The following is a 19,294-nucleotide window of genomic DNA, read 5'->3' as shown; positions in this document are numbered from 1 at the left end:
CTCCTCATCCGTCCCTCCGTTGCAGTCGTTATCCAGCCCATCGCACATTTCGGGCTCCGGACCTCCCGCGGATGCACCGCAGACCACCGCCCGTCCATCCGGCGTACATCCCCACGTCCCCGCGCGCGCACAGGTACCGATCCCCACAACGCAGATGTTCCCGATGCACGGGGATTCCGGAAGATCGGGAGAGCAATCCCTCCACTCCTCATCGGTCTCCCCATCGCAGTCATCATCCACGCCGTTGCACATCTCCGGGACGGGCAATCCCGCATCCGCGAGGCACGTTGCCGTGATCCCGTTCTCTTCACACCAAAACACCCCATCGCGAAGACACCCTCCCACTCCTGCGGTACAGGGATCCCCAAGGGTATACGGAGCATCTGGTGTCTCCCACTCCCCATCCGTCACCCCATCGCAGTTCTCATCCACCCCATTGCAGAATGGTTCCATGATTCCCGGAGCAATCCCCGCGTCCGCGTCATCGCAATCACCGTCTGCGACGGTGAACCCATCGCCATCGCGATCGAGCGTTGTGGGATCGAAGGGGGTGGGGGGACAGGTGGCCCAGAGGGTTGTTTCGGAACAGGTCGGTGAGAAGCTAGCAGGATCTCCACGGATAGGAATAACCAATCCGCTATAGGGATCAACGGCGCGACCGGATGGATCGCGAACCTCAAAATGAAGATGGTTTCCTGAGGAGAATCCAGTATCATCTGAGTAGCCGAGCAGCTGTCCTGCCTGCACAGCATCGTCCTTCACGACGAGAATCCTCGGAAGCATGTGCCCATATCGTGTCTCATATCCGTTCGTGTGGCGAATACGGATGTGGTTTCCGTAGGAAAGACCAGCACTAGATTCACCGGCCTCGAGACCATCATCAACGCGAAAAACTGTACCTGTGGCTGCTGCGCGAATCTCTGTTCCTCGCGGAAACAGATAATCAATGCCGACGTGGCATGTGGTGAGCAAGTAGTTACCACAACACGCGCTACAGTTGATGTCGTAGACGGTAGACGATGGATACCAGAGAAACGGGTCTGCTCGACTCCGCGCCCCAGCAAGCAACAGCACACTAACGAATATGAGCGCAACGAATGTCTTCGTGTTCACGTATAACCTCCTCGAGTCATCGGTACATGAAGCTGCTAACCATGTGCAGAACAACATTAGCATCTATTCCTCCAACTTCCATTGTGTATCCATCGTGTTGCCACAGGTAGAGAGACATTGGTAAGGAATAAAAGTCGTCATTGTACATGATGTGACGCATCGTAGTGCTTGCGATGTCTACGTTCTCGTCAATCGTGATAGCGTCAAGCTTGGCGATAATGTCGTCGATTGCAACCGGAGTACGCGCAATCCACGCCTCTGCTGGATACTCGGTCGCCGTTGAAGGTGCTGGTGTTGAGTGGAAGCTACTTGAGATTTCCCCGAACGCATTTGGTGTGCTGCGTTCCTCCACATACCACCCCTCTGGATACGGCACACGGAGACCCAGAGCGGGACTGTCGTGGGTCGCCCAAACGGCAGGGATGGTGGTGGCATCTGCGTTGGTGGTGTCGTCATCCTCCGTGGTATCGCCGGACCCATTTGCGGGCACATCACCCACTGGCACCGCGGACCTTCGGAGATCGCAGCCGGCACCGGCGAAGATGACCACGAGGGCGAGCGCAATCAGTGCTTGATTCGTTGTTCTGTTGTGAATGGACAGCATATTCCTCCTTTGCGTTTGCGGGGTTAGCATACCATGGGTTGGGGTGAATCGCACGTTATTGTGAAAACCGTGTCCAGTCCGTTTGTTTCTATTCGCACATTCGCGCGAATGAGAGCATGATGTGGATTGATGACATGGTACAGGATACGGTTTTTTCGCAGTTACCAATCCGGATCTATGCCAGTAATCATCTCCCCCGAATACACCATGACGGGCCGCGAAGAACCTGAGGAACATCCCGCATCATTCACTCGTACGGCTTCCCTGGAGCAGTGTGTGCGTCGTGCATACACTGCTACACGTCCACTATTCTGCGGCGCGAAACTTGCAACAGTATACATACCCTCAGGAACAACAAGCTGATATCCGACGCGATAACGATATCGTGCATCGTACAACTGTTCGTCAGTACAATGGCGACGCTTTGTCTCAACGTGCTCAGCACATACCACCTGAAACGCAACGAAGTGCGAAGGATAACTCAACGAACCCTCAATGATGCCGACACCATCACGTACCATCTGATCATAAGTGATGGGTGGCACCGCATACCGCGATCCGGCTATATCCGGTAGTCCCGCAAATGCATCGCCTTCTTCTTGGGAATGCGCGTTCATAGATGGAATCTCCAGGCCTACCACCATCGAAGTTGTTGGATCGGTAGGGGCGTGAATCCGCCATGCTCGCGGCACGACGATCACTACGCCAATGATCACCAACAACACTATAGTGATGTTACCGAAATGCTTCCACATACCATCTCGACGTAACAGCATAAAAACCGTTTCAAGTCCGTTTATTTCTAGTCGCTGGAGAACGGAAGCCAGAGAATACCCTCAGCGTCAATTTTTGACGGTTGATTGGTACTTGTATGGCCGGGATTGCCGCGTCGCTTGCTGACTCGCTCCTCGCAATGACAGGAGGGGTTGGGGTTGTTGCGAGGAGCTACTGCACGGTGATGACGATGGGGGTGGTTTGGATGGTGTAGGGTTTGTCGAGGGTTCCGGTGGCGCCGATTTCGGTTTGGACGTCGAGTTGGATGCGGCCGGTTTTGGGGAGGCCGGGGAGGGATGCAGCGGTGTGGAGGGGGATGGTGAAGTTGATGGTGGCCTGCGCGCCGGGGGCGAGTTCGGTAAGTGCGGGGACGTTCGCGGGAGTCCAAACGATGGTGCCGCGGCGCAGGCCGGCGGCGCGTTGTTCTCCGGTGACGGTTCCGTTGGCTCCGTCCTCGATCGCGTTGAAGTTGAGGATGCTCCGTTCAGCGACGGAGGATGCGTCGAGGATGGCGCGTACGGTGAGGTTGCGCACCGTCGTATCGCCATCGTTCCGCATGGCGATACGGAATCGTAGGGATTCGCCGGACGACACGGTGAATCCGTTCGTTTGATCGTTGGCCGTTGCGAGGAGGAGCACGTCACCGCCGATGACGTCCGTCTCCGCGTTCGCCGATGCGATGGTGATGGCGTGACCTTGGGGGGTGACGGTTGCTCGTGCGCGGAGGTGCGCTTCGTCGCCGGAGAGGAATCGTCCGTGGACGGTGACGGTGCCGGTCATGTCGCCTGTGAGTGCCGCGATGTTCCACGTTGACTCGCGTGCATCATCGCGCACGGGCTCTGTGGAGGTGATCGCGAACGTTTGGGGAATCTCGAGGGTGATCGCGATGTCCGTGCTCGGTTGGCCGGCCACGTGCGCGTAGGTGATGGTGTAGGTGACTTCTTCGCCGGGCACCGTGGTTTTTGGCCCCTCGAGTGCGAGTGTGACAGGGCTCGCGCCGAGCGCGGTGGTTGCCTCGGTGCGTTCCTCGAAGTTCGCGTTGAAGTTTCCCGGGCGGTAGATGGCGGTTGCGGCGATACGCGCAGGCGTTCCGGGCTCGCCGTAGAGGTGGCCACGGAGTTCAATGGTGTTGCTCGCGTTGCCCTCGATGGTGCCGATCGTCCATCGCGTGCGCTGCCCGGCGTCCGGTTGCGGTTCCGCTGATGCGAGGAGGTAGCCGTCGGGGAGCACCAACTCTACCGTGGTAGAGGTGATGGGCACGCGGCCTTCGTTTGCGACCGTCACGCGGTAGGCGACGGCATCGCCGAGCTGTGCGATGGGTGGTGCGTCAATGGTAATGGCGATGCGGCCGGTGCGCGTGGAGGAGGTGGGTCGGAAGACGACGAAGCTCGCCCAGGCAGCGACGGCGAGGAGCGCGAGTGCGATGAGTCCGCTACCGATGACCACGCGTTTCCACGGGTGCTCACGACGGTCGAACCGACGCGGATCGCGCAAGTTGCCGTTGCGGTCGCGATAGAGGCGTTCCACGGCATCGCTCGCAGCACTGCGGTGCGATGGAGTTTTTGCGCCGTTGCGTTGGCGCGTTTCGGTACGCGGATGACGTCGTCTCGCCATAGCAATGGGTAGCGTCCTACCGCGGTGCGATCATCGCGCCCGTAGAGAGGTCGGTGCGGAGTTCATCCATGAACCGCCAGGCGTGTTCGTCGCTCGCGGTGAGATTGGCTGCGGTCCAAGATGCGTTCCAGACGGGATCGAGGGTGAGCGTATGGGTGAACGCGGCGCGCGTGCCTGGTTGTTTCTGGACGTAGAGCGAGTAGGGCTGCGGGTCTGCTGGCTGGGTACTACCGAGGAAGCCCGCGCGCGCACGGGCATAGTGCCAAGGGAGCTCGTACGTGAGCGTGACGGTGCGCTGCTCGCCGAGCGGCGTGAGGACCCATCCACCGAACGCGGTGCGCCCAAACTCCTCGGTGATGCGTACTGGTGCGTTCGCATCGATACGGGGGTTGAGCTCTGCGGCGAGGAGGTGTTGGTCCGGCAGCGCGTCTGCAGCGGGGTCCTCGAATGCATCGCCGGGCGGGAGCTCGAACCCATCGGCGCGGAGGAGCGTTGCCCCGCGGGGGACGTAGACGCGGAGGTAGTCCACGTGCTGCTTCGCGATGAGTTTGGCGAGCGGTGTCGCACCGGGTGGCGGTGTTTGGCCGGTATGCGTGCGTGTGATCGTCACCGTGTCGATGAGCCGTCCGTCCGCGCTGAGCTGCGCGTCGTGCCTGATGGTCTCCCGCATGACATCGTCGGACTTCCCGCCACCGATGTTCGCGTGGTAGACCGCGAGCGCGTCGCCGCGTACCTGCTGTATTGCGCCGTCCCACCCCGCACTCGCGACGAATCGTTGGACATCGTCCTCCGTGAATGCGAGGAGGAGGTCCCGCTCATTGAGTGCGCGGAGGAGGAGGTCCACGAGTGCGATGCGCGTCGCGCCGTTTCCGCTTGCGTCGTCACTCGTTGCGAGGGTGAGGAGGCGCGAGAGTACTGCCGGTGCGAGCTCGCCGAGGAGCGCCTTCGGTGCGCCAGTCGCACGCGCGGCACTGCTCTCGACGGTGTTCGTAATGGTCGCGAGAACATCCGCGGAGGAGAAGGTCTGCCCGTTCACGGTGATCGGTCCGGTCTGCGCGAGGATTTGCTCGAGGAACGGTGCGTTGATGGCGACGACGGCATCCACGGATGGGCCGTTCGAGTGCTCGTAGAACCAGCGGAGCTTTGCTGCGGATGTCGGGAAGTCCGGGAACCAGTTCGCATCGTGGAATTGCCAGGTATCCGAGAGGAGGAGGAGCGGTTCCGGCGGTTGGACGCGCGTGCGTGTCATGCCGGAGATGTCATAGGAGCCACCGCCGGGCACCTCGAGCGCGGTGATGGCCCCATGGCGGACATCGAGGAGCGCGATGGACCCGATGAACCCGCCCGTGGGGCGCAGCTCGGCGGGATTCTGGAAGACAAAGAGGATGCGGCGATTGCGATCGAAGCCGCCGAGTGCCTCGGTGATGGCGAGGAGTGCCTCGGCGTTCGTGATGGTCGTGCGCGCGCCGCGGAGCGTGTCGGCGAGGTCTGGTGCGGCGAGGTCGAGGTCTCCCTGCGCGGCATCGGCGCGAGCGGATGCGGTGGTGAAGGCCGCGCGTGCGGCGCGGAAGTACGGCAGCGCGCTCGCGTCCCGGGGATCAATGGATGCGAGGAGCGCGAGGCCGCGGGTGGCGGCGCTGCTCGCGTCCGTCAGTGCGAGGCCGGCGCGGTGGGCGGCCGCTGCGCGTCCGAGGATCGTGGACCCCACGAAGGGGATGTGGCGAGCGGCATTGAGGAGGCGCATCGGTACCGGCCCCACGGCATTCGGGAGGTCTTTGATGGCATCGTGGGCGCGATCGAACGCAACGATCGCATCGGCGAACGACGACTGTGCGAGCGCGCTTCCGCCGTCGCGCATGGCATCGAGCACCGTTGCGGTCGCGCCGAGGACGCGTCCCTGCATGGCGGGGAGCGCGCGGCCGCCCCACCCGAGAATCTTGAGCGGGAGGAGCACCGCGAGCAGGACGGCGGCGAAAGTGGCCACGTGCGCGAATCGCGTGGTGGGGAGATGGAGGAGCGACGTCGTGGCATCGCGCCATTGGCGCACGACGTTTGCGAAGCGTGGGGTGCGCGGGAGCACGGTCACTGCTCGCTGCACGCGACGGGGCTCAGCGGATTGCGCAGACGGTGCGGCGAGGAGTGTCCGGGCGGTGTGGTACCACTGCCAACCGAAGGCGCGCCAGCAGAGTTCGAGGGGCCCAGCGACGACATTGACGATGAGGAGCTCATCGTACGGGGAGGGAATCTTGGGCCACGGAGCCGCATCGGTGGTGCGCTGTGCGAGACGCTCGCGCGTCTTCACGCTCGCGGCGGTGACGGTTGTTCGGACGCGGCGCTGCGTGGTGGTTGCCGTGGACTGGAGCACGGCGAGGAGGTTTGGCGCGATGCGCGCGGGCGCGCGTTGCTGTTGCGGCCGCGCGATGCGTAGGAGGTGCGTTGATGGGGCGGCACCGTGCGTGCCGGCATCCATCGGAATGGCAAATGGCGTGGGCGCGGTGGAGTGACGGGCTCCCGCGGGGGGCGCGGCAAGCGGTTGCGGCGTGCGCGCCACGGGTGTCGTTCGGAGTACGATGCGCGGTACTGGCACTTCCGAATGCTCGAGTAGCGGCGCGCGGATGAGCACCTCCGGCGGACGAGCGGGTGCGGGGGTTCGGACAGGGCGCGGGAGTATCTCTGCAGCGTGGGCGGCTCGGACGGCTGGCGGGCGCACCGCTTGCTGGGCGACGTGTGGCAGCGTCGCGTCCGCCGCATCGGCGATGAGCGTTGCGATCGAGGTTGTCGGGTGGGGGATGGACTCCCACTCCGGCAATGCTCCATCGGCTTCGTCCGTAGTCGTGACGAGGTTCTCCTCTGCGAGGTACTCCTTGAGCCACGGGTGGATGCCCGGGAGGAGGAGCGCGGTCGAGAACGCGTCTACGGTTCCCCGCGGACGTGTTGCGGCGCGTTTGGTGGTTCGACGTGTGGCCATGGTGTAGCGGGTGATCGTGCGCGGAGGAGCGTCGTAACTTCTCGGTATGCCAGGAGCGTCTCCTGTACACACGCACCCCAGGTGAAGCGGTGTGCACGCTTCGTTCTCTCTATCGTATCATAGGAACCCCGTGAAGTGATCGTTGTGACGATTTGCTCCACGAGTGATTTGTCATTGTTTTTCGTAAAAAACAAAGCGGCATCCGCGAGAATCTCTCGATGGATGGGGATATCTGACGCAATGACCGGTGTGTCCAGTGCGAGTGCTTCCACAGGCGGAAGCGCGAAACCTTCATCGAAACTCGCCGTCACGTACGCTGCTGCACCGCGCAACAATTGTGTTCGCTCCTCATCCGTCGCGGGACCAAAGAAGACGACCGCATCATGTGGGAAGTCGTGCGCGACAACCTCGCGGCGTAGGCGTCGGGAGAAATCATCTTCACGGCCGACGAGCACGAGTCGGAGTCCGGGAATGCGCTTGCGTGCCTCCGGCATCACGCGGATGAGCTGCTCGACGTTCTTGTGTGGGTACGCATTGCCGATGTAGAGGAGGTAGGGTGGCACTGCGCGGTTGCGGCGTTCACCGGCACCGGATGTACTGCCGCCCCCGCGGTGATCGATGCCGAGGTACGTCGGGATGACCTTCTCTGGAAGTACGCCGAACCGTTTGACGATTTGATCCTTCACGGTCTGCGACGGCGTGAGGATGCGGAAGCTTTCGTGGACGGCGTGCGCGAGGATGCGTTGGTACATTGCGAACTTCACGCGGAATCTCAGTGGCCCGAGCGTTGATGCGCGGGCGCTCGGGTGGTTGAGGAGGATGAGGTCATGGATTGTCACGATGAACGGCGCGCGGTATACGCGCGGGTGGTCAAAGTGCGTGAAGTGCATGAAGTCCACATGCGCGTTACGGATGACGCGCGGGAAGTGCGTCTGCGCCGCGACCGAGTACGGTCGGAAGTCCGCGAGCACTTTCGTCCAGTGCTCATTCGGACATACGAACTCGCGGTACCCCGCTGCCTGGAGGAAGACCACGAACTCCATCATGGCATGGGTTTGCGGGAGCCCCGCGAACTGCGCGAGGAGCTCCTGGGTGTACCGCCCAATCCCTGTGCCGGACTCCACGCCGTAGAGTCGTGCGTCTATGCCGATGCGTACCATATACGTCCATGGTATACTATGGATGCTCGCCTCGTTCACGATCCGTACTCCCTTGTGCCCCATCCCCAGCAACATACGATGACCGCGCTCCTGCAGTTCGTGAACGATCCGCCACCGCGCGTGCCGGAGCCGGTGACGCGTGCGCTCGTCGCCGCCTACCAGCAGTTTCGTACCCATCCGCCTGCATCGGCGCAGGAGGTGGAGCACGCGCTCATTGCATTCGGGCGGCTCCTCTGGCCCTACCGCAAGGCCTTTGAGGCACTCATCCGCACGGAGCTCGCGGCGAATGATCATGCGTTGTTCACAAAACGTTTGACGAGTACGATGCGTGAGCACTTCGCAGCGTTCAAGGCGACGGGTCGCTCGCTTGCGGACCTCCACGATGCCGGTACCGTGGGGTCGTTCTTCCCCGCGGGAGAGTGGGGGGCACTCTGCACGCTCCTCCTGGATGCTCGGCGGGATGCCCAGGTGCATGTGCGTGAGCAGGTTGATGCGCAGCCCGCGGCGTACGACCGACTCGTGCGTGAGTACCAGGCGATCCTCCACGAGATTGACGAGCACCTCGCCGCACTCCGGCGACTCGCAGAGCGCGTGGGCGAGGATACGGAGGTGCGTGAGCACATCGTCGAGGCACTCCGCGGATTTGATCTTGGGTTTGTGCATCTCGCGGAAGCACCGACGGCGAGCGAGGTCTGCGCTGCGGTGGAGACGTACCGCGACAGGGGCGAGCGGGAGCGCGTGCGCCGGAAGGTGCACGGCGCGCGGATTTTTTGATCGTGGGCTAGCGAGCCATGCGCTCAGTGAGGATGTGATGGAGTTGTTCCGCTGCGTCGTTCCACTGGTACTTCCGCGCCTGTGTACTACCACGTGCGATGAGCGTGGCATGGAACGCCGCATCGGTCGTCACGAGGCGGAGCGCGCGAGCGATCGCAGCGGGATCGCGCGGGTCCACGAACAGCGCGGCATCGCCGAGGACCTCCGGGAGCGAGCCGTGCGCAGAGGCGATGACCGGCACGCCCGCGACCATGGCCTCGAGCGGCGGGAATCCGAAGCCCTCCCAGAAACTTGGCACGACGAAGCATGTCGCCCGCGCGAGGAGCGCGGTTTTTTCATGCTCCGCGACCGCGCCGATGAGGTGGATGCGGTCCGCTGCCGGCGAGCGTGTGATCTGTCTGCGGAGCGCACGCACTGCACTGCCGGACTTGCCGGCGATGACGAGGTGCAGTGGCGTGTCGAGCAACTCGAAGGCGGCAACGAGTCCATCGAGGTTCTTGCGCGGTGAGATTTCCGAGAGCGAAAGGATGAACGGAAATCCCTCCGGAAGGATGCAGCACAATGCGCAGCTCAGGGGAGGAGCCGACGCGTCATCGTGTGTGCAGTCGATCCCCGGCATGATGACATGCACCTTCGCCTCGGGGATGCCGTACGTTTCGATGATATCGCGTTTCGTCGTCTCCGACACCGCAACGATTGCATCTGCGCGGTGGAGGAGCTTGTGCGGTCGTAGGAGGCGATGCCACGCGCGCTGGCGAGTCGTGAAGCAGTCCGGGAAGTGTTCAAAGCTGAGGTCGTGCACGGTGACGACGATGCGTGTTTTGGGGTGGAGAAACGGGATGTAGTCGAGGTTGGGGAGCCACGCGACATCCGGTGCCAGGCGTCCGGCGGGAACGCTGAGGGCGTGGGCGACCTTGAACACCTTGTTTGGTAATCGCCAAATGCGCCACCGCGCGTGGGGTGCGGTAAATGTGGGGAGGTGTGCGGCGGGTGCTACGAGCCCATTCGCGAAGAGCTCGTACGCATTGCCGCGGTCCCTGCGGAGGAGGTGCCGCGTGAGGTCTTCCGCGTAGTGCGCAACACCCCCGCGGGGTGGGGGCGACTGGAGACAGCGGAGGTCAATGAGGATGCGCATGCTCAAAACATATTCTCTTCAGGCAGTATCCCGTGCGGGCGTTGGTGCGTCAAGTCCGCGAAATGTGGTCCATCGGTCCTCCACGTACCGTGCGATCCTCTCGCGAAACACGCGCGTGTCGAACTGTTCGGCGTGCGCGCGGATGCGGGCGGGGTCGAACGTCCCGCGCATGGCGCGGAAGCGGAGGAGTGCGTCTGCGAGTCCCTCCCAGGACTGCTCGTCAAAGAAGATGCCGGTCTCGTTGGCGATGACCGTCTCGACGGCGCCGCCACGCCGGAACGCGATGACCGGCCGCCCGCTCGCCATGGCTTCCACCGGCGTGATACCGAAGTCCTCCTCCTGTGGGTGGATGAACGCGATGGCGTTGGCGAGGAGCTCGCGCTTCTCCGCCTCGGTCGCGTAGCCCTTGAAGGTGATCGTGGGGCCGGCGAGCTCGCGGAGTCGCGCTTCGTCCTCGCCCTTCCCGACGATGACGAGCGGGAGCTTCAGGCGATTGCACGCCTCGATGGCGATGTCTACCTTCTTGTACGGTCGCAGCCGCGAGACGAGGACGTAGTACCCGCCGCGACCGTCGCCGACGCGGAAGTAGCCGGTGGACACGGGCGGGTAGATGACATCCGCATCGCGGCCGTAGTACTTCTTGATGCGTCCGGCCACCCACCGTGAGTTCGCAATGAAGTGATCTACCCGCTGCGCGGCTTGGTAGTCCCACATGCGGAGCCGCGAGAGCATCATGGGGAGCACGAGGCGGACGCGACGGCGTTGCGGGAGTTTCTCGAGGTACTCGTGCGTGTCGGACCAGAGGTAGCGCGTCGGCGTGTGGCAGTAGCAGATGTGGAGCTGGTGCGGGTGCGTGATGACGCCCTTCGAGAGCGCGCTCGACGACGAGAGGACGACATCGTACGCCGCGAGGTCGAACGTCTCGAACGCCGTGGGCATGAACGGGAGAAACCACTTGAAGTACCGCCTGCCACCCGGGAGACGTTCGATGAAGCTCGTCTCGATGCGGCGGTCGTGGAAGAAGTCCGCGACCTGCGCGGGGTCGTAGAGGAGCGTGTGGATCGGTGCGTGCGGGTAGATGTCCGTGAGCGTGAGGAGGACTCGTTCCGCCCCGCCGATCTGGTTGAGGTGGTCGTGGACCAATGCGAGGCGCATAGCGAGGTGCGAAGGGTGATGGTAGCATGGTACCAAGATCGTCAGCGCGCTCCAGTATGCTTGATTCTCGACCCGAGGCCATTGCGGTCAAAGCCATCATCGTCAACGATGCGGGGCGATTGTTGATGCTCAAGCGGCGACCGAACGATGTCCATCACCCCGGGCAGTGGGACCTCCCGGGTGGACGACTCTCGCCGCAGGAGGACCCGTACGCGGGGTGCCGGCGCGAGGTGCATGAGGAGGCGGGGCTCGATGGTGAGCCCACGCAGGTCCTCGACGTGCACTTCTTCACGCGCGATGATGGGCAGGCCATCACGATGTTGATTTTTCTCTTTGCGGCGCAGTCGGCCGACGTGCGGTTGTCGGAAGAGCACACGGAGTACCGGTGGGTGACACCTGAAGAAGCGGCGGTGCTCCAAGCGCGATGGGTGCCGCGCGTGCTCGAGCGATACGAGCGATGGGCGCGGGGTGGTACATGAAAAGGAAGACCGCCCGACATGCGTCGGGCGGTCTCATCGTCTCACGGCGGTTTGCGCGTGTCGGTGCGCTTCGGCACTCCGTGGTGTCGCGCGATGAGGGTGCTATTCGTGGTGATGACGAGCATGTCCGCTCGTACGGCATCGCGGTGCGCGCAGAGGACATGGAGCATGAGCATCGCGATGTCAATCGTGTGGACGGCGTCGGTGCGCTCCTGCTCCGTTGTTGGGTCGGAAATGTCCCGGAGGAGCTCGCGTGCACGCACGAGACGGGCCTTGAGGTCACTGAGGGTCGAGCATGCGGTCGGTTCCATGGCGTGATCCTCCTTGCGGCTCAGCGGCGAATAATGATCTGCATGACGCGGACGGTGGTGTTCGGGCCGTAGCCACCACGGATGGACGGGAGATTGATGACCTCTTCCGCTTGAGCCCCCAGCTCGATGGCGTTGCGTGGGAGTGCAGCGATTCCATTGCTGAGTCGTTCCCAGGTTTCGAATGTGACGGGAATGAGGGCCTGTCCGCAGAACCCATCGCGTTCGTCGGACTTCGCGGGGTCGTAGATGTGTATGAGTAGTTCCGCGTGCATCACTAAGCTCCTTTCGCTTGTGTAAGGATCATCGTACTGCCTGAACGGTAGCACCGCGTTGGGGCGGCGTCAATACGCCCCCTTTGCACGAAGCACCGCGAATGGGGTGCGGAGGAGGATGACGAGGTCGCGGCCGAGGGTCCAGTGCTCGATGTAGAAGGTGTCAATCCTCGCCTCTTCCGAGAACTCGAGGTCGGCGCGGCCGGAGACCTGGGCGAGTCCGGTGATCCCCGGGCGGAGCGCGAGGACAGCGCGGTGGCGGCGTTCGTAGTCCGCCACTTCCTCCGGCAGGTGCGGACGCGGGCCGACGAGCGACATCGTTCCGGTGAGGACGTTCCAGAGCTGCGGGAGCTCATCGAGTGACCAGCGACGGAGGGCCTTCCCGACGCGCGTCACGCGGGGGTCATTCTTGATTTTGGGCACGGGCCCGCTTCGATCCGACTGCGCACGGAGCTGCTCCCACTCCGCGTGTGCGCCGTGACGCATGGAGCGGAACTTGAGGAACGTGAACGTGCGCCCGCCCTGGCCGACGCGCTCCTGTCGGATGAGGATCGGTCCCCGTGAGGTGATGCGCACCGCGAGCGCGATGAGGAGGAGGATCGGGCTGAGCGCGATGAGGAGGAGGAGCGACGCGGCGACGTCGAACGTGCGCTTCGCGATGCGCCCCCACCCCGTGAGCGGGGTGCGCTTGAGCCCCACGAGCGGAACGCCCGCGAACACCTCCACCTCCACACGCGTCGCTGCGGCGGTGAGGAGGTCTGCGGCAAAGCGGAGCGGGATGTGGTGGTCGTTCGTGAAATCCATGAGCTGCTGGAGCCGCACGGGATCCGGCGGTGTCGTCGCGTCAATGACCTCGTCCACCTTGCGCTGCGTCCAGAGCTGCTCGAGGCGCACCGCGGCGTCGTGGTTGGGGAACGCATCGAACTGCGCCACGATGCGGAAGCCCAAGCTCGGTCGTTTGGCGAATGCGTCCGCGAGCGCGTCTGCGGCGCGGCCGCGGCCAATGAGCGCGATGCGGTGCACGCCGATGCCGTGGGCGAACAGGACGCGCTCCACGATGCGCACGAGGAGGCGGAGCACGGTGACGAACACGATCGCGAGGAGCCAGCTCGCGAGGAGGATGAAGCGTGACGAGAAGAGCTCGCGGGAGAAGAACATGATTGCGAGGATGAGCGCGAACCCCGTGCTCGACCCGAGGACGATGCGGACGAACTCCGCACGCCAGTTGCGTCGCGCAGTCGTCGCGTAGAGTCCGGTGAACGCGAACACGACGATCCATACCGTCGCGATCGCCGCGGCGAGCGGGAGGAACTCGCTGAAGGGGAGCGAGAAGATGATCGGGCGGATGTCCTCAAGCTCCTGGAACCTGATCCGATACGCAAACGCTGCCGCGCCGAGGAGGGCGAGGTAGTCGAGCGGCACGAGGATCGCAGAGATGGTGAGCTCGGAGCGTTTCATGGCGATCACGGTTTTTACTCTCGAACAGCGCACCGTAGCACATCATACCTCTCTTGACAATAGCATAAAAATCCGCTATGGTTGGTGTGTTCGGTGGTTGGGTGATCGCCCTGCTGCCCCTCGGGACAGTGGGGAGGAAAGTCCGAACACCCCATCGGTCGTAAGGCCGATGGAAGGAGGTAGTCGCTAACAGCGACGGGGATGAGGGAGATCGTATGGCGCGCAAGCGCACGACAATCTCCCAGAGCCCACGGAGAGTCCTCCTATCTTGGAGGGGATCCCCGCGCGAGGTCGAGCATCCGGCGCGCGTGGGGACCGCAACAGAAAAGATACCGCCTATGACGATGCCTCGTGTGCATAGGTAAGGGTGAAATCGTGCGGCAAGAGCGCACGCGGGACTGCCCCGTGAGGGGCGTCGTGGCAAACACCTACCCGGTGCAAGGGGAATGACCCCCGCATCGAGCTGCGCAGTAATGCGCAGCCCAGAGAGATGATCACCACCCGCAAGGGAAACAGAATTCGGCTTACAGGCCACCGAACACCAAACACCTCCCGATCGGGAGGTGTTTGGTTTCCGCGTCGCTCACGCGTGGCGCGTGTCTTTTGGGAGCGCGATCGTGGCGACTGCAACGATGCCGAGCATGCTCGCCGCGGCGATGATGAAGCTCAGGTGGAAGACCTCGGTGAGGAGGACGATGATGCCGAAGAAGACGAACCGCGAGAACATGCCGAACGTGTTGCGGTACGTGGATGCGCCGAGCGCGTCCTTGCGCTCACCTGCCTCAAAGATGTTGCTGTCCACGGGAATGGCGATGAGCACGGAGAAGAAACCGATGAGGAAGATGCTCCCGTAGAGGAAGATCGGCGCGTCAATGAGGGGCGGAGCGTCCACATGCAGGCCGTGAGGAGCGCGCCGATGGTAATCGCGTGCGTGCGGTATTCCTTCCGTATGCGTCCGACGAAGAACGTGAAGATGATCGTCGTCACCGCGAGGATGATGGGTACGGCCGCCACCGATGCGATGGTCGCGAACGTGAAGTAGATGAAGAGCGGCCAGACGATGCCCTCCGCTGCGGCGTGGATGCTGTGGAGCGAGCGCACGACGTAGTCACGCGCATCGTCCCAGCAGGTGAAGAACGTGCGCAAGGGCATTGGCGGACTCGTGGGTTTGTCTGCGATGCCGCGGATGGTGAGGATCGGCACGATGGAGAGCGCGATGATGATCGCGGAGAGTGCGATGAGCGTCTGCTGGGTGGCGAGGAGGAGGATGCCCGCGCCAATCGCAGGGGCGAAGAGGCCACCGATGTGCCGCGTAATTTCGAGCATGCTCGTGTCCTGCGAGACGTTCTCATCGTTCGGGCTCACGCGGATGAAGAAGTAGAGGTGCGCGATCCAGTAGCACACGTCCGCGAGCGCGGCGACGAGCGCGAGCGCGAAGAGCATGGGCCAGCTGTTCGGTGTGAGCCCGTAGAGCAGCGCGAAGAACAGCACCTGGGAGGCCAGCCCCACGGCGATCGTCCGCATCGCGCCGATGCGCTGCACGAGCCATCGGCCGACGAGGTTGAGCGGCACGTTGAGCGCCATCGCGAGGAGGTAGAACCGCATGACCTCCGCGAGCGTGTAGTCCAGTTGGAGGAGGAAGATGGGGATGAAGACCCCCACGAGCGATTGGCCGAACACGTTGAGCCACACCGCGAGATCGAACCGACCGAGCTCGGAACGGAACAATCGCCGCGCGAGCGTACTGTGGTAGAAGTGGTAGAGCTGCATGTTCCTTTCGGTGTTACGTGTGGTTCCATGATCATACCACAAGCATCGCTGCACAAGTGTCATTGCGAGGAGTTTGCGACGCGGCAATCCGGGCCATGAGCGCATGCATCGGACAACAAGAGCACGTGCACACGTCCTATGATGACCCGGATTGCCACGTCACTCGTGGCATCGCTCCTCGCAATGACAGGGTAATTGATTTTGCAAAGGACCCAACAGTTGACGGATGCTGGCTCGCGCGGTAGCATGGAGAGTGGCTACGCGGTCAGGAGGATCATGATGCGACGAAAGCGAACGCGGATGAAGCAGGAGGGATCGTCCTTTCCCACGCGCGGAGCGGCGAAGCGGTTGTACCTCGGACAGGAGATGCGTCGGCTCTATCGCGCCATGCGGAACGATGCACTGCGCGTGGAGGTGGGATGGTTTCGGCATTCGCACCTCGAGGGCAGCTACGTCGCAGGTGGGGGGACCGGAACCGCGCGCATTCGCGTGAATCCCTTCTGGAACCTCGTGTCCGTCGTGGTGCACGAGCTCTACCACCACCTCGAGCCGCGCCTTGCCGAAGAGCGCGTTCGCGCGTTCGAGTTATTCATTGCGAATGCGATGTCGCTCGGTCAGCAGCAGCGTATCTTTCGACACTTCCGCCAGCTCTGGTTTGCAACGGTTGCGGAGCAACGCCGACGCGGCAAGCACACCCACCCCTGTCCGCTCTGCGGCCAGGCACTGCCCGATGAGGAGTGAAGCGGCACATGCTTGACACGATGCCGGAAACGTGGTATCGTGCCGGTGTCATTGATGGAGGCACATTCACAAAGAAAGAGAGGTCTCATGGTCAATCCCCTCGTACGGTTCGCGAGGAACGTGCGTTTCCTGTTGCGTCGGAAGCGCGGGGCAGTGCAGCGTGTGGACGGCGACATCCTCGCCACGCCGATGAGCTTCGCGCAGATCGTTGCCGCGGCACGCGCCATGCAGCACGAGGCGGCGGGCAACGCAGCGGAAGCACCGACTGCGTCCACGCAGGCATGTACGGAATGTGCGGTATTGCGAAACGAAATTCGTGCGATGAACGGCGACGACCGCTGGGCGTATGCCAACTCGTTCTTTTCGTGGGGTCTCGTTGTTGCATCTCTGTGTGGCCTCACGAAATTCCCGGGACTGTTTGTTCTCGGATGCGTACTCACCGTCATAACGTGGATCGGTTCCATCAGGACTATCATGCGGGTTAGCCGTGAGACAATGAGTTGCGCGATCGTTCTATCGGTTGCGAATGCCTTCTTCGCGACGATCATCGCCGGCATGACTACCATCGAGTACCCCTGGCACCGCACGGTGACCCATCCGTTCCGCGCCATCAAGCGGTGGTTGGCGCAGCGGAAGGTGGCATGCAGCGATGCGGGATGCACCGTTGGGCGACTCAGCGAGCTGGAGCGATCGGAGCTCTTCAACGATAGCGTTGGGATGCTGATCGGTTGGGGCGCGGGAGCCACAATCGCGTCCATGTGGGCCGTATCTCCACCGCTCACGACGACGGACAATGTTCTCTTTGTCGCCTGCGTAGCGGGGTGGCTGTACAGTGCGTTTACTGGCGGATTCACGTTCCCGTTCCGCATGGTCGGGTGCATTTTTCGGCGGGTGTTCCATTGGCACCGCATGGCGGATGTTCCGTTGGTTGTCGCGGAGCACACGGATATGTCAGAGGCGCTCGATGCGCTCGTCCCGCGCTACCTACGGCAGGTCATCGCGCAGGAGCGGCAACGCTACTGCGGCGAGGACAGTCCGTGTGTCGTGGCGCGGTCACGGCTCACCGTGCACCGCGATCGTGTGACGGCGCGCATCGTGCAGGGCGAGCAGATGGTAGAGGAGGAGCGCGCCGCCGGTCGTCCAGTACCCGTCGTGGTCGCTCGGGCAGTGGTTGATCTCCATACGCGACGCGATGCGTTGGATGCGTCCATCGCCAAGATGAGCGCGTACCTCACGGCGGCACACACGCAGTTCGCCGAGGTGGAGCAGCTCACGGATCGGTTCGTGCAACCCATGGCGCAGCGCGCGTACGTGCTCGCCGTGCGTGAAGATCTCTCCCATGCCGATGCGGCGATCGCCGATGCCGACAGCGTGTTGGACGCGGAAGTAGAGCAGTTCTGTCATCGCGTCGCCGAGCTTCGTACCGCATTCACGCAGTGTCTCAGAGAGGCAGAGTTCCAGCCCGCACTCGCAGCGTCCACGCTGGATGCGGACGACATCACCGCCCTCGAGCAAGCCGCAGATCGCCTCCGTATCCCCGACGAAAAGCAGGCCAAGAAGTTGCCAACGCCACAACTCGTGGCCCACTGAAGTACCAAGCCCCCGCACCTACGGTGCGGGGGCTTCATCGTGCTTCGGAAAGCGCGTTCACGCAATGCCAACGCGCTGACGTATCGTGCGGAGCGTCGTCTGCGCGACGGCGCGCGCGCGCTCGGCGCCGTGCGTGAGCGCGGCATCAATTTGTTCCGGGTGTGCCATGAGCTCGGCCTTGCGCCTGCGGAAGTCCGCGTGCGCCTCAATGAAGTGCTCAGCGACCGCAGATTTCAGCTCGCTGTACCGGATCGAGCCATCCGCAAGTTGCTCTCGGAAGCGCGCAACGACCTCATGCGGCGCGTACGCTTCGAGAATCGCAAACAACGTCTGCACCCCCGCACTTTGCCCTCCCCCTCTTCCAGAGGGGGAGCTGGAGGGGGTGGTCTCCGTCACCGCGCTCTTGAGCTTCTTCATGACGACCTCCGGCTCATCATCCAAAAACAAGCAGTGCGCCGCACCCGCGGACTTCGACATCTTCCGCGACGGGTCCTTGAGCGACATGATGCGCGCGGTCTCCGTGTGGAGTCCCTGCACTTCCGGAAACGTCTCGCCGTACCGATTGTTGAACCACCGCCCGATGTGGTTTGTAAACTCGATGTGCTGCTTCTGGTCATCGCCCACGGGAACGCCGACGCCCTGCGTGTCGCGGTCTTGGCTGTACGCGAGGATGTCCGCCGCCATGAGCACCGGATAGGAGAAGAGCCCCACATTGGGCGACTCGCCGTGCCCCACCTTATCCTTGAACTGCGTCATCCGCTGGAGCTCCGCCATCGGCGTCACGCAGTTGAAGTACCACGCCAGCTCCAAGTGCTCCGGCACATCGGACTGCCGAAAGAGCGCCGCGCGTTCCGGATCAATCCCCAACGCCAACAGCTCCGCCCCAAGCTCCCGCACCTGCGCGACCTTCTGCGCCGGATCGTATTCCTCCGTCAGCGAGTGCCAATCCGCAATGAAGAAGAAGCACCGGTTGGTGCCGTCCCCCTGCAACCCCAACCAATGCCGCACCGCACCGAGCGCGTTGCCAACATGCAATCGTCCAGAGGGTTGTATACCCGAAATAATCGTCATACGAGTTCGCAGTTGCGAAGGTTGCCTGCCCTGCGCCCTGCCCTTCCGAAGCTTCCGAGCGAAGGAGGGTAGCGCCTCGCGAAGGAGGGGATGCCGGAGAGGATGATCATAGGACTCCATCGTACCGCACTAGCCGCGCGGAGCAAAGAGAAAACCGCGGACACTTCGTCCGCGGTCTTGTGGCGTTGCAAGCAACGGGTTGCGCGCGCTGTTGCTCCGGCTCCTATTTCTTCTTTTTTCGCCTCGACTTTTTTCCAAGCAAATCCGCGCACGCACGCCGCACATCCGAGAGGGCGTAGAATGTC

The 19,294-nt window shown here is 63.0% G+C and carries 18 protein-coding genes and 1 other RNA gene; 5 read left to right on the top strand and 14 right to left on the bottom strand.

All coding sequences use genetic code 11. The features are described from left to right. The 6 genes from Q7S96_01395 to Q7S96_01370 form a co-directional block, all read right to left on the bottom strand. On the bottom strand, positions 1 to 1,170 hold a 1,170-nt coding region (locus tag Q7S96_01395; GenBank protein ID MDO8462916.1), incomplete at its 3' end, for a M23 family metallopeptidase. Continuing rightward, positions 1,130 to 1,747 carry a hypothetical protein gene (locus Q7S96_01390; protein MDO8462915.1) on the bottom strand — a complete coding sequence of 206 codons (618 nt, stop codon included), beginning with the start codon at positions 1,745 to 1,747 and terminating at the stop codon, positions 1,130 to 1,132. The genes Q7S96_01390 and Q7S96_01395, both read right to left, overlap by 41 nt. A 131-nt stretch (positions 1,748 to 1,878) precedes the next feature. Beyond that, the gene (locus tag Q7S96_01385) at positions 1,879 to 2,472 is read right to left on the bottom strand and encodes a hypothetical protein (GenBank protein ID MDO8462914.1); all 594 of its coding nucleotides are present in this window, start codon (positions 2,470 to 2,472) and stop codon (positions 1,879 to 1,881) included. Positions 2,473 to 2,662: 190 nt separating this feature from the next. Continuing rightward, the gene (locus Q7S96_01380; protein MDO8462913.1) at positions 2,663 to 4,105 is read right to left on the bottom strand and encodes a hypothetical protein; all 1,443 of its coding nucleotides are present in this window, start codon (positions 4,103 to 4,105) and stop codon (positions 2,663 to 2,665) included. 16 nt (positions 4,106 to 4,121) lie between these two features. Next, positions 4,122 to 7,073, bottom strand: a complete 2,952-nt coding sequence (locus tag Q7S96_01375; GenBank protein MDO8462912.1) for a DUF4012 domain-containing protein — start codon at positions 7,071 to 7,073, stop codon at positions 4,122 to 4,124. Then, positions 7,019 to 8,233: a glycosyltransferase family 1 protein gene (locus Q7S96_01370; protein ID MDO8462911.1), complete on the bottom strand. Its 1,215-nt coding sequence runs from the start codon at positions 8,231 to 8,233 to the stop codon at positions 7,019 to 7,021. Before Q7S96_01370 ends, Q7S96_01375 begins: the two co-directional genes overlap by 55 nt. An 18-nt stretch (positions 8,234 to 8,251) precedes the next feature. Between Q7S96_01370 and Q7S96_01365 the strand changes: the two genes are divergently transcribed. Further along, positions 8,252 to 9,007 (top strand): hypothetical protein, encoded by a 756-nt coding sequence (locus Q7S96_01365; protein MDO8462910.1) that lies wholly within the window; start codon positions 8,252 to 8,254, stop codon positions 9,005 to 9,007. Positions 9,008 to 9,014: 7 nt separating this feature from the next. Here the strand turns inward: Q7S96_01365 and Q7S96_01360 are convergent, their stop codons facing one another. Both Q7S96_01360 and Q7S96_01355 read right to left on the bottom strand, forming a co-directional pair. Beyond that, positions 9,015 to 10,142, bottom strand: a complete 1,128-nt coding sequence (locus tag Q7S96_01360) for a glycosyltransferase family 1 protein (GenBank protein ID MDO8462909.1) — start codon at positions 10,140 to 10,142, stop codon at positions 9,015 to 9,017. Between the two features lie 18 nt (positions 10,143 to 10,160). Further along, complete coding sequence (locus Q7S96_01355) at positions 10,161 to 11,297, bottom strand: glycosyltransferase (GenBank protein MDO8462908.1); 1,137 nt, start codon at positions 11,295 to 11,297, stop codon at positions 10,161 to 10,163. Between the two features lie 56 nt (positions 11,298 to 11,353). Between Q7S96_01355 and Q7S96_01350 the strand changes: the two genes are divergently transcribed. Beyond that, a complete protein-coding gene (locus Q7S96_01350; GenBank protein ID MDO8462907.1) occupies positions 11,354 to 11,776 on the top strand; it encodes an NUDIX domain-containing protein in 423 nt (140 codons plus the stop codon). 41 nt (positions 11,777 to 11,817) lie between these two features. Here Q7S96_01350 and Q7S96_01345 read toward each other — a convergent pair whose 3' ends face one another. The 3 genes from Q7S96_01345 to Q7S96_01335 all read right to left on the bottom strand — a co-directional run bounded on the left by Q7S96_01345 (position 11,818) and on the right by Q7S96_01335 (position 13,817). Next, positions 11,818 to 12,087, bottom strand: a complete 270-nt coding sequence (locus tag Q7S96_01345) for a hypothetical protein (protein MDO8462906.1) — start codon at positions 12,085 to 12,087, stop codon at positions 11,818 to 11,820. A 20-nt stretch (positions 12,088 to 12,107) separates the two neighbouring features. Next, a complete protein-coding gene (locus Q7S96_01340) occupies positions 12,108 to 12,359 on the bottom strand; it encodes a hypothetical protein (GenBank protein MDO8462905.1) in 252 nt (83 codons plus the stop codon). 69 nt (positions 12,360 to 12,428) lie between these two features. Further along, a complete protein-coding gene (locus Q7S96_01335; GenBank protein ID MDO8462904.1) occupies positions 12,429 to 13,817 on the bottom strand; it encodes a sugar transferase in 1,389 nt (462 codons plus the stop codon). Between the two features lie 89 nt (positions 13,818 to 13,906). Here Q7S96_01335 and rnpB point away from each other — a divergent pair. Then, positions 13,907 to 14,360: RNase P RNA component class A (gene rnpB, locus Q7S96_01330), an RNA gene on the top strand. Between the two features lie 40 nt (positions 14,361 to 14,400). Here rnpB and Q7S96_01325 read toward each other — a convergent pair. Further along, positions 14,401 to 14,544, bottom strand: a complete 144-nt coding sequence (locus Q7S96_01325; protein MDO8462903.1) for a hypothetical protein — start codon at positions 14,542 to 14,544, stop codon at positions 14,401 to 14,403. Then, positions 14,484 to 15,587, bottom strand: coding sequence for an MFS transporter (locus tag Q7S96_01320; protein ID MDO8462902.1), 1,104 nt, complete (start codon positions 15,585 to 15,587; stop codon positions 14,484 to 14,486). Before Q7S96_01320 ends, Q7S96_01325 begins: the two co-directional genes overlap by 61 nt. Positions 15,588 to 15,863: 276 nt before the next feature. Here Q7S96_01320 and Q7S96_01315 point away from each other — a divergent pair, with 276 nt between their 5' ends. Continuing rightward, a complete protein-coding gene (locus tag Q7S96_01315) occupies positions 15,864 to 16,328 on the top strand; it encodes a hypothetical protein (GenBank protein ID MDO8462901.1) in 465 nt (154 codons plus the stop codon). Positions 16,329 to 16,415: 87 nt separating this feature from the next. Continuing rightward, positions 16,416 to 17,918 (top strand): hypothetical protein, encoded by a 1,503-nt coding sequence (locus Q7S96_01310; protein ID MDO8462900.1) that lies wholly within the window; start codon positions 16,416 to 16,418, stop codon positions 17,916 to 17,918. Positions 17,919 to 17,975: 57 nt separating this feature from the next. Here the strand turns inward: Q7S96_01310 and trpS are convergent, their stop codons facing one another. After that, complete coding sequence (trpS, locus tag Q7S96_01305; GenBank protein MDO8462899.1) at positions 17,976 to 18,989, bottom strand: tryptophan--tRNA ligase; 1,014 nt, start codon at positions 18,987 to 18,989, stop codon at positions 17,976 to 17,978. Positions 18,990 to 19,294 lie beyond the last annotated feature (305 nt).

The organism is bacterium, from assembly GCA_030647005.1.
In the GTDB taxonomy this organism is placed as follows: Bacteria; Patescibacteriota; Patescibacteriia; order JACPHY01; family JACPHY01; genus JAUSKG01.
Note: the sequence above shows the minus strand (reverse complement) of the source record. Positions and strands in the feature narration are given on the sequence as shown.

Bases quoted from the DNA above. Each gene is read 5' to 3' on its own strand.
- Q7S96_01380 (MDO8462913.1), bottom strand. From the start codon at position 4,105: ATGGCGAGACGACGTCATCCGCGTACCGAAACGCGCCAACGCAACGGC.
- Q7S96_01320 (MDO8462902.1), bottom strand. From the start codon at position 15,587: ATGCAGCTCTACCACTTCTACCACAGTACGCTCGCGCGGCGATTGTTC.
- Q7S96_01315 (MDO8462901.1), top strand. From the start codon at position 15,864: ATGATGCGACGAAAGCGAACGCGGATGAAGCAGGAGGGATCGTCCTTT.
- Q7S96_01325 (MDO8462903.1), bottom strand. From the start codon at position 14,544: ATGTTCTCGCGGTTCGTCTTCTTCGGCATCATCGTCCTCCTCACCGAG.
- Q7S96_01385 (MDO8462914.1), bottom strand. From the start codon at position 2,472: ATGTGGAAGCATTTCGGTAACATCACTATAGTGTTGTTGGTGATCATT.
- Q7S96_01355 (MDO8462908.1), bottom strand. From the start codon at position 11,297: ATGCGCCTCGCATTGGTCCACGACCACCTCAACCAGATCGGCGGGGCG.
- Q7S96_01340 (MDO8462905.1), bottom strand. From the start codon at position 12,359: ATGCACGCGGAACTACTCATACACATCTACGACCCCGCGAAGTCCGAC.
- Q7S96_01375 (MDO8462912.1), bottom strand. From the start codon at position 7,073: ATGGCCACACGTCGAACCACCAAACGCGCCGCAACACGTCCGCGGGGA.
- Q7S96_01370 (MDO8462911.1), bottom strand. From the start codon at position 8,233: ATGGTACGCATCGGCATAGACGCACGACTCTACGGCGTGGAGTCCGGC.
- Q7S96_01365 (MDO8462910.1), top strand. From the start codon at position 8,252: ATGGATGCTCGCCTCGTTCACGATCCGTACTCCCTTGTGCCCCATCCC.
- trpS (MDO8462899.1), bottom strand. From the start codon at position 18,989: ATGACGATTATTTCGGGTATACAACCCTCTGGACGATTGCATGTTGGC.
- Q7S96_01360 (MDO8462909.1), bottom strand. From the start codon at position 10,142: ATGCGCATCCTCATTGACCTCCGCTGTCTCCAGTCGCCCCCACCCCGC.
- Q7S96_01345 (MDO8462906.1), bottom strand. From the start codon at position 12,087: ATGGAACCGACCGCATGCTCGACCCTCAGTGACCTCAAGGCCCGTCTC.
- Q7S96_01335 (MDO8462904.1), bottom strand. From the start codon at position 13,817: ATGAAACGCTCCGAGCTCACCATCTCTGCGATCCTCGTGCCGCTCGAC.
- Q7S96_01390 (MDO8462915.1), bottom strand. From the start codon at position 1,747: ATGCTAACCCCGCAAACGCAAAGGAGGAATATGCTGTCCATTCACAAC.
- Q7S96_01310 (MDO8462900.1), top strand. From the start codon at position 16,416: ATGGTCAATCCCCTCGTACGGTTCGCGAGGAACGTGCGTTTCCTGTTG.
- Q7S96_01350 (MDO8462907.1), top strand. From the start codon at position 11,354: ATGCTTGATTCTCGACCCGAGGCCATTGCGGTCAAAGCCATCATCGTC.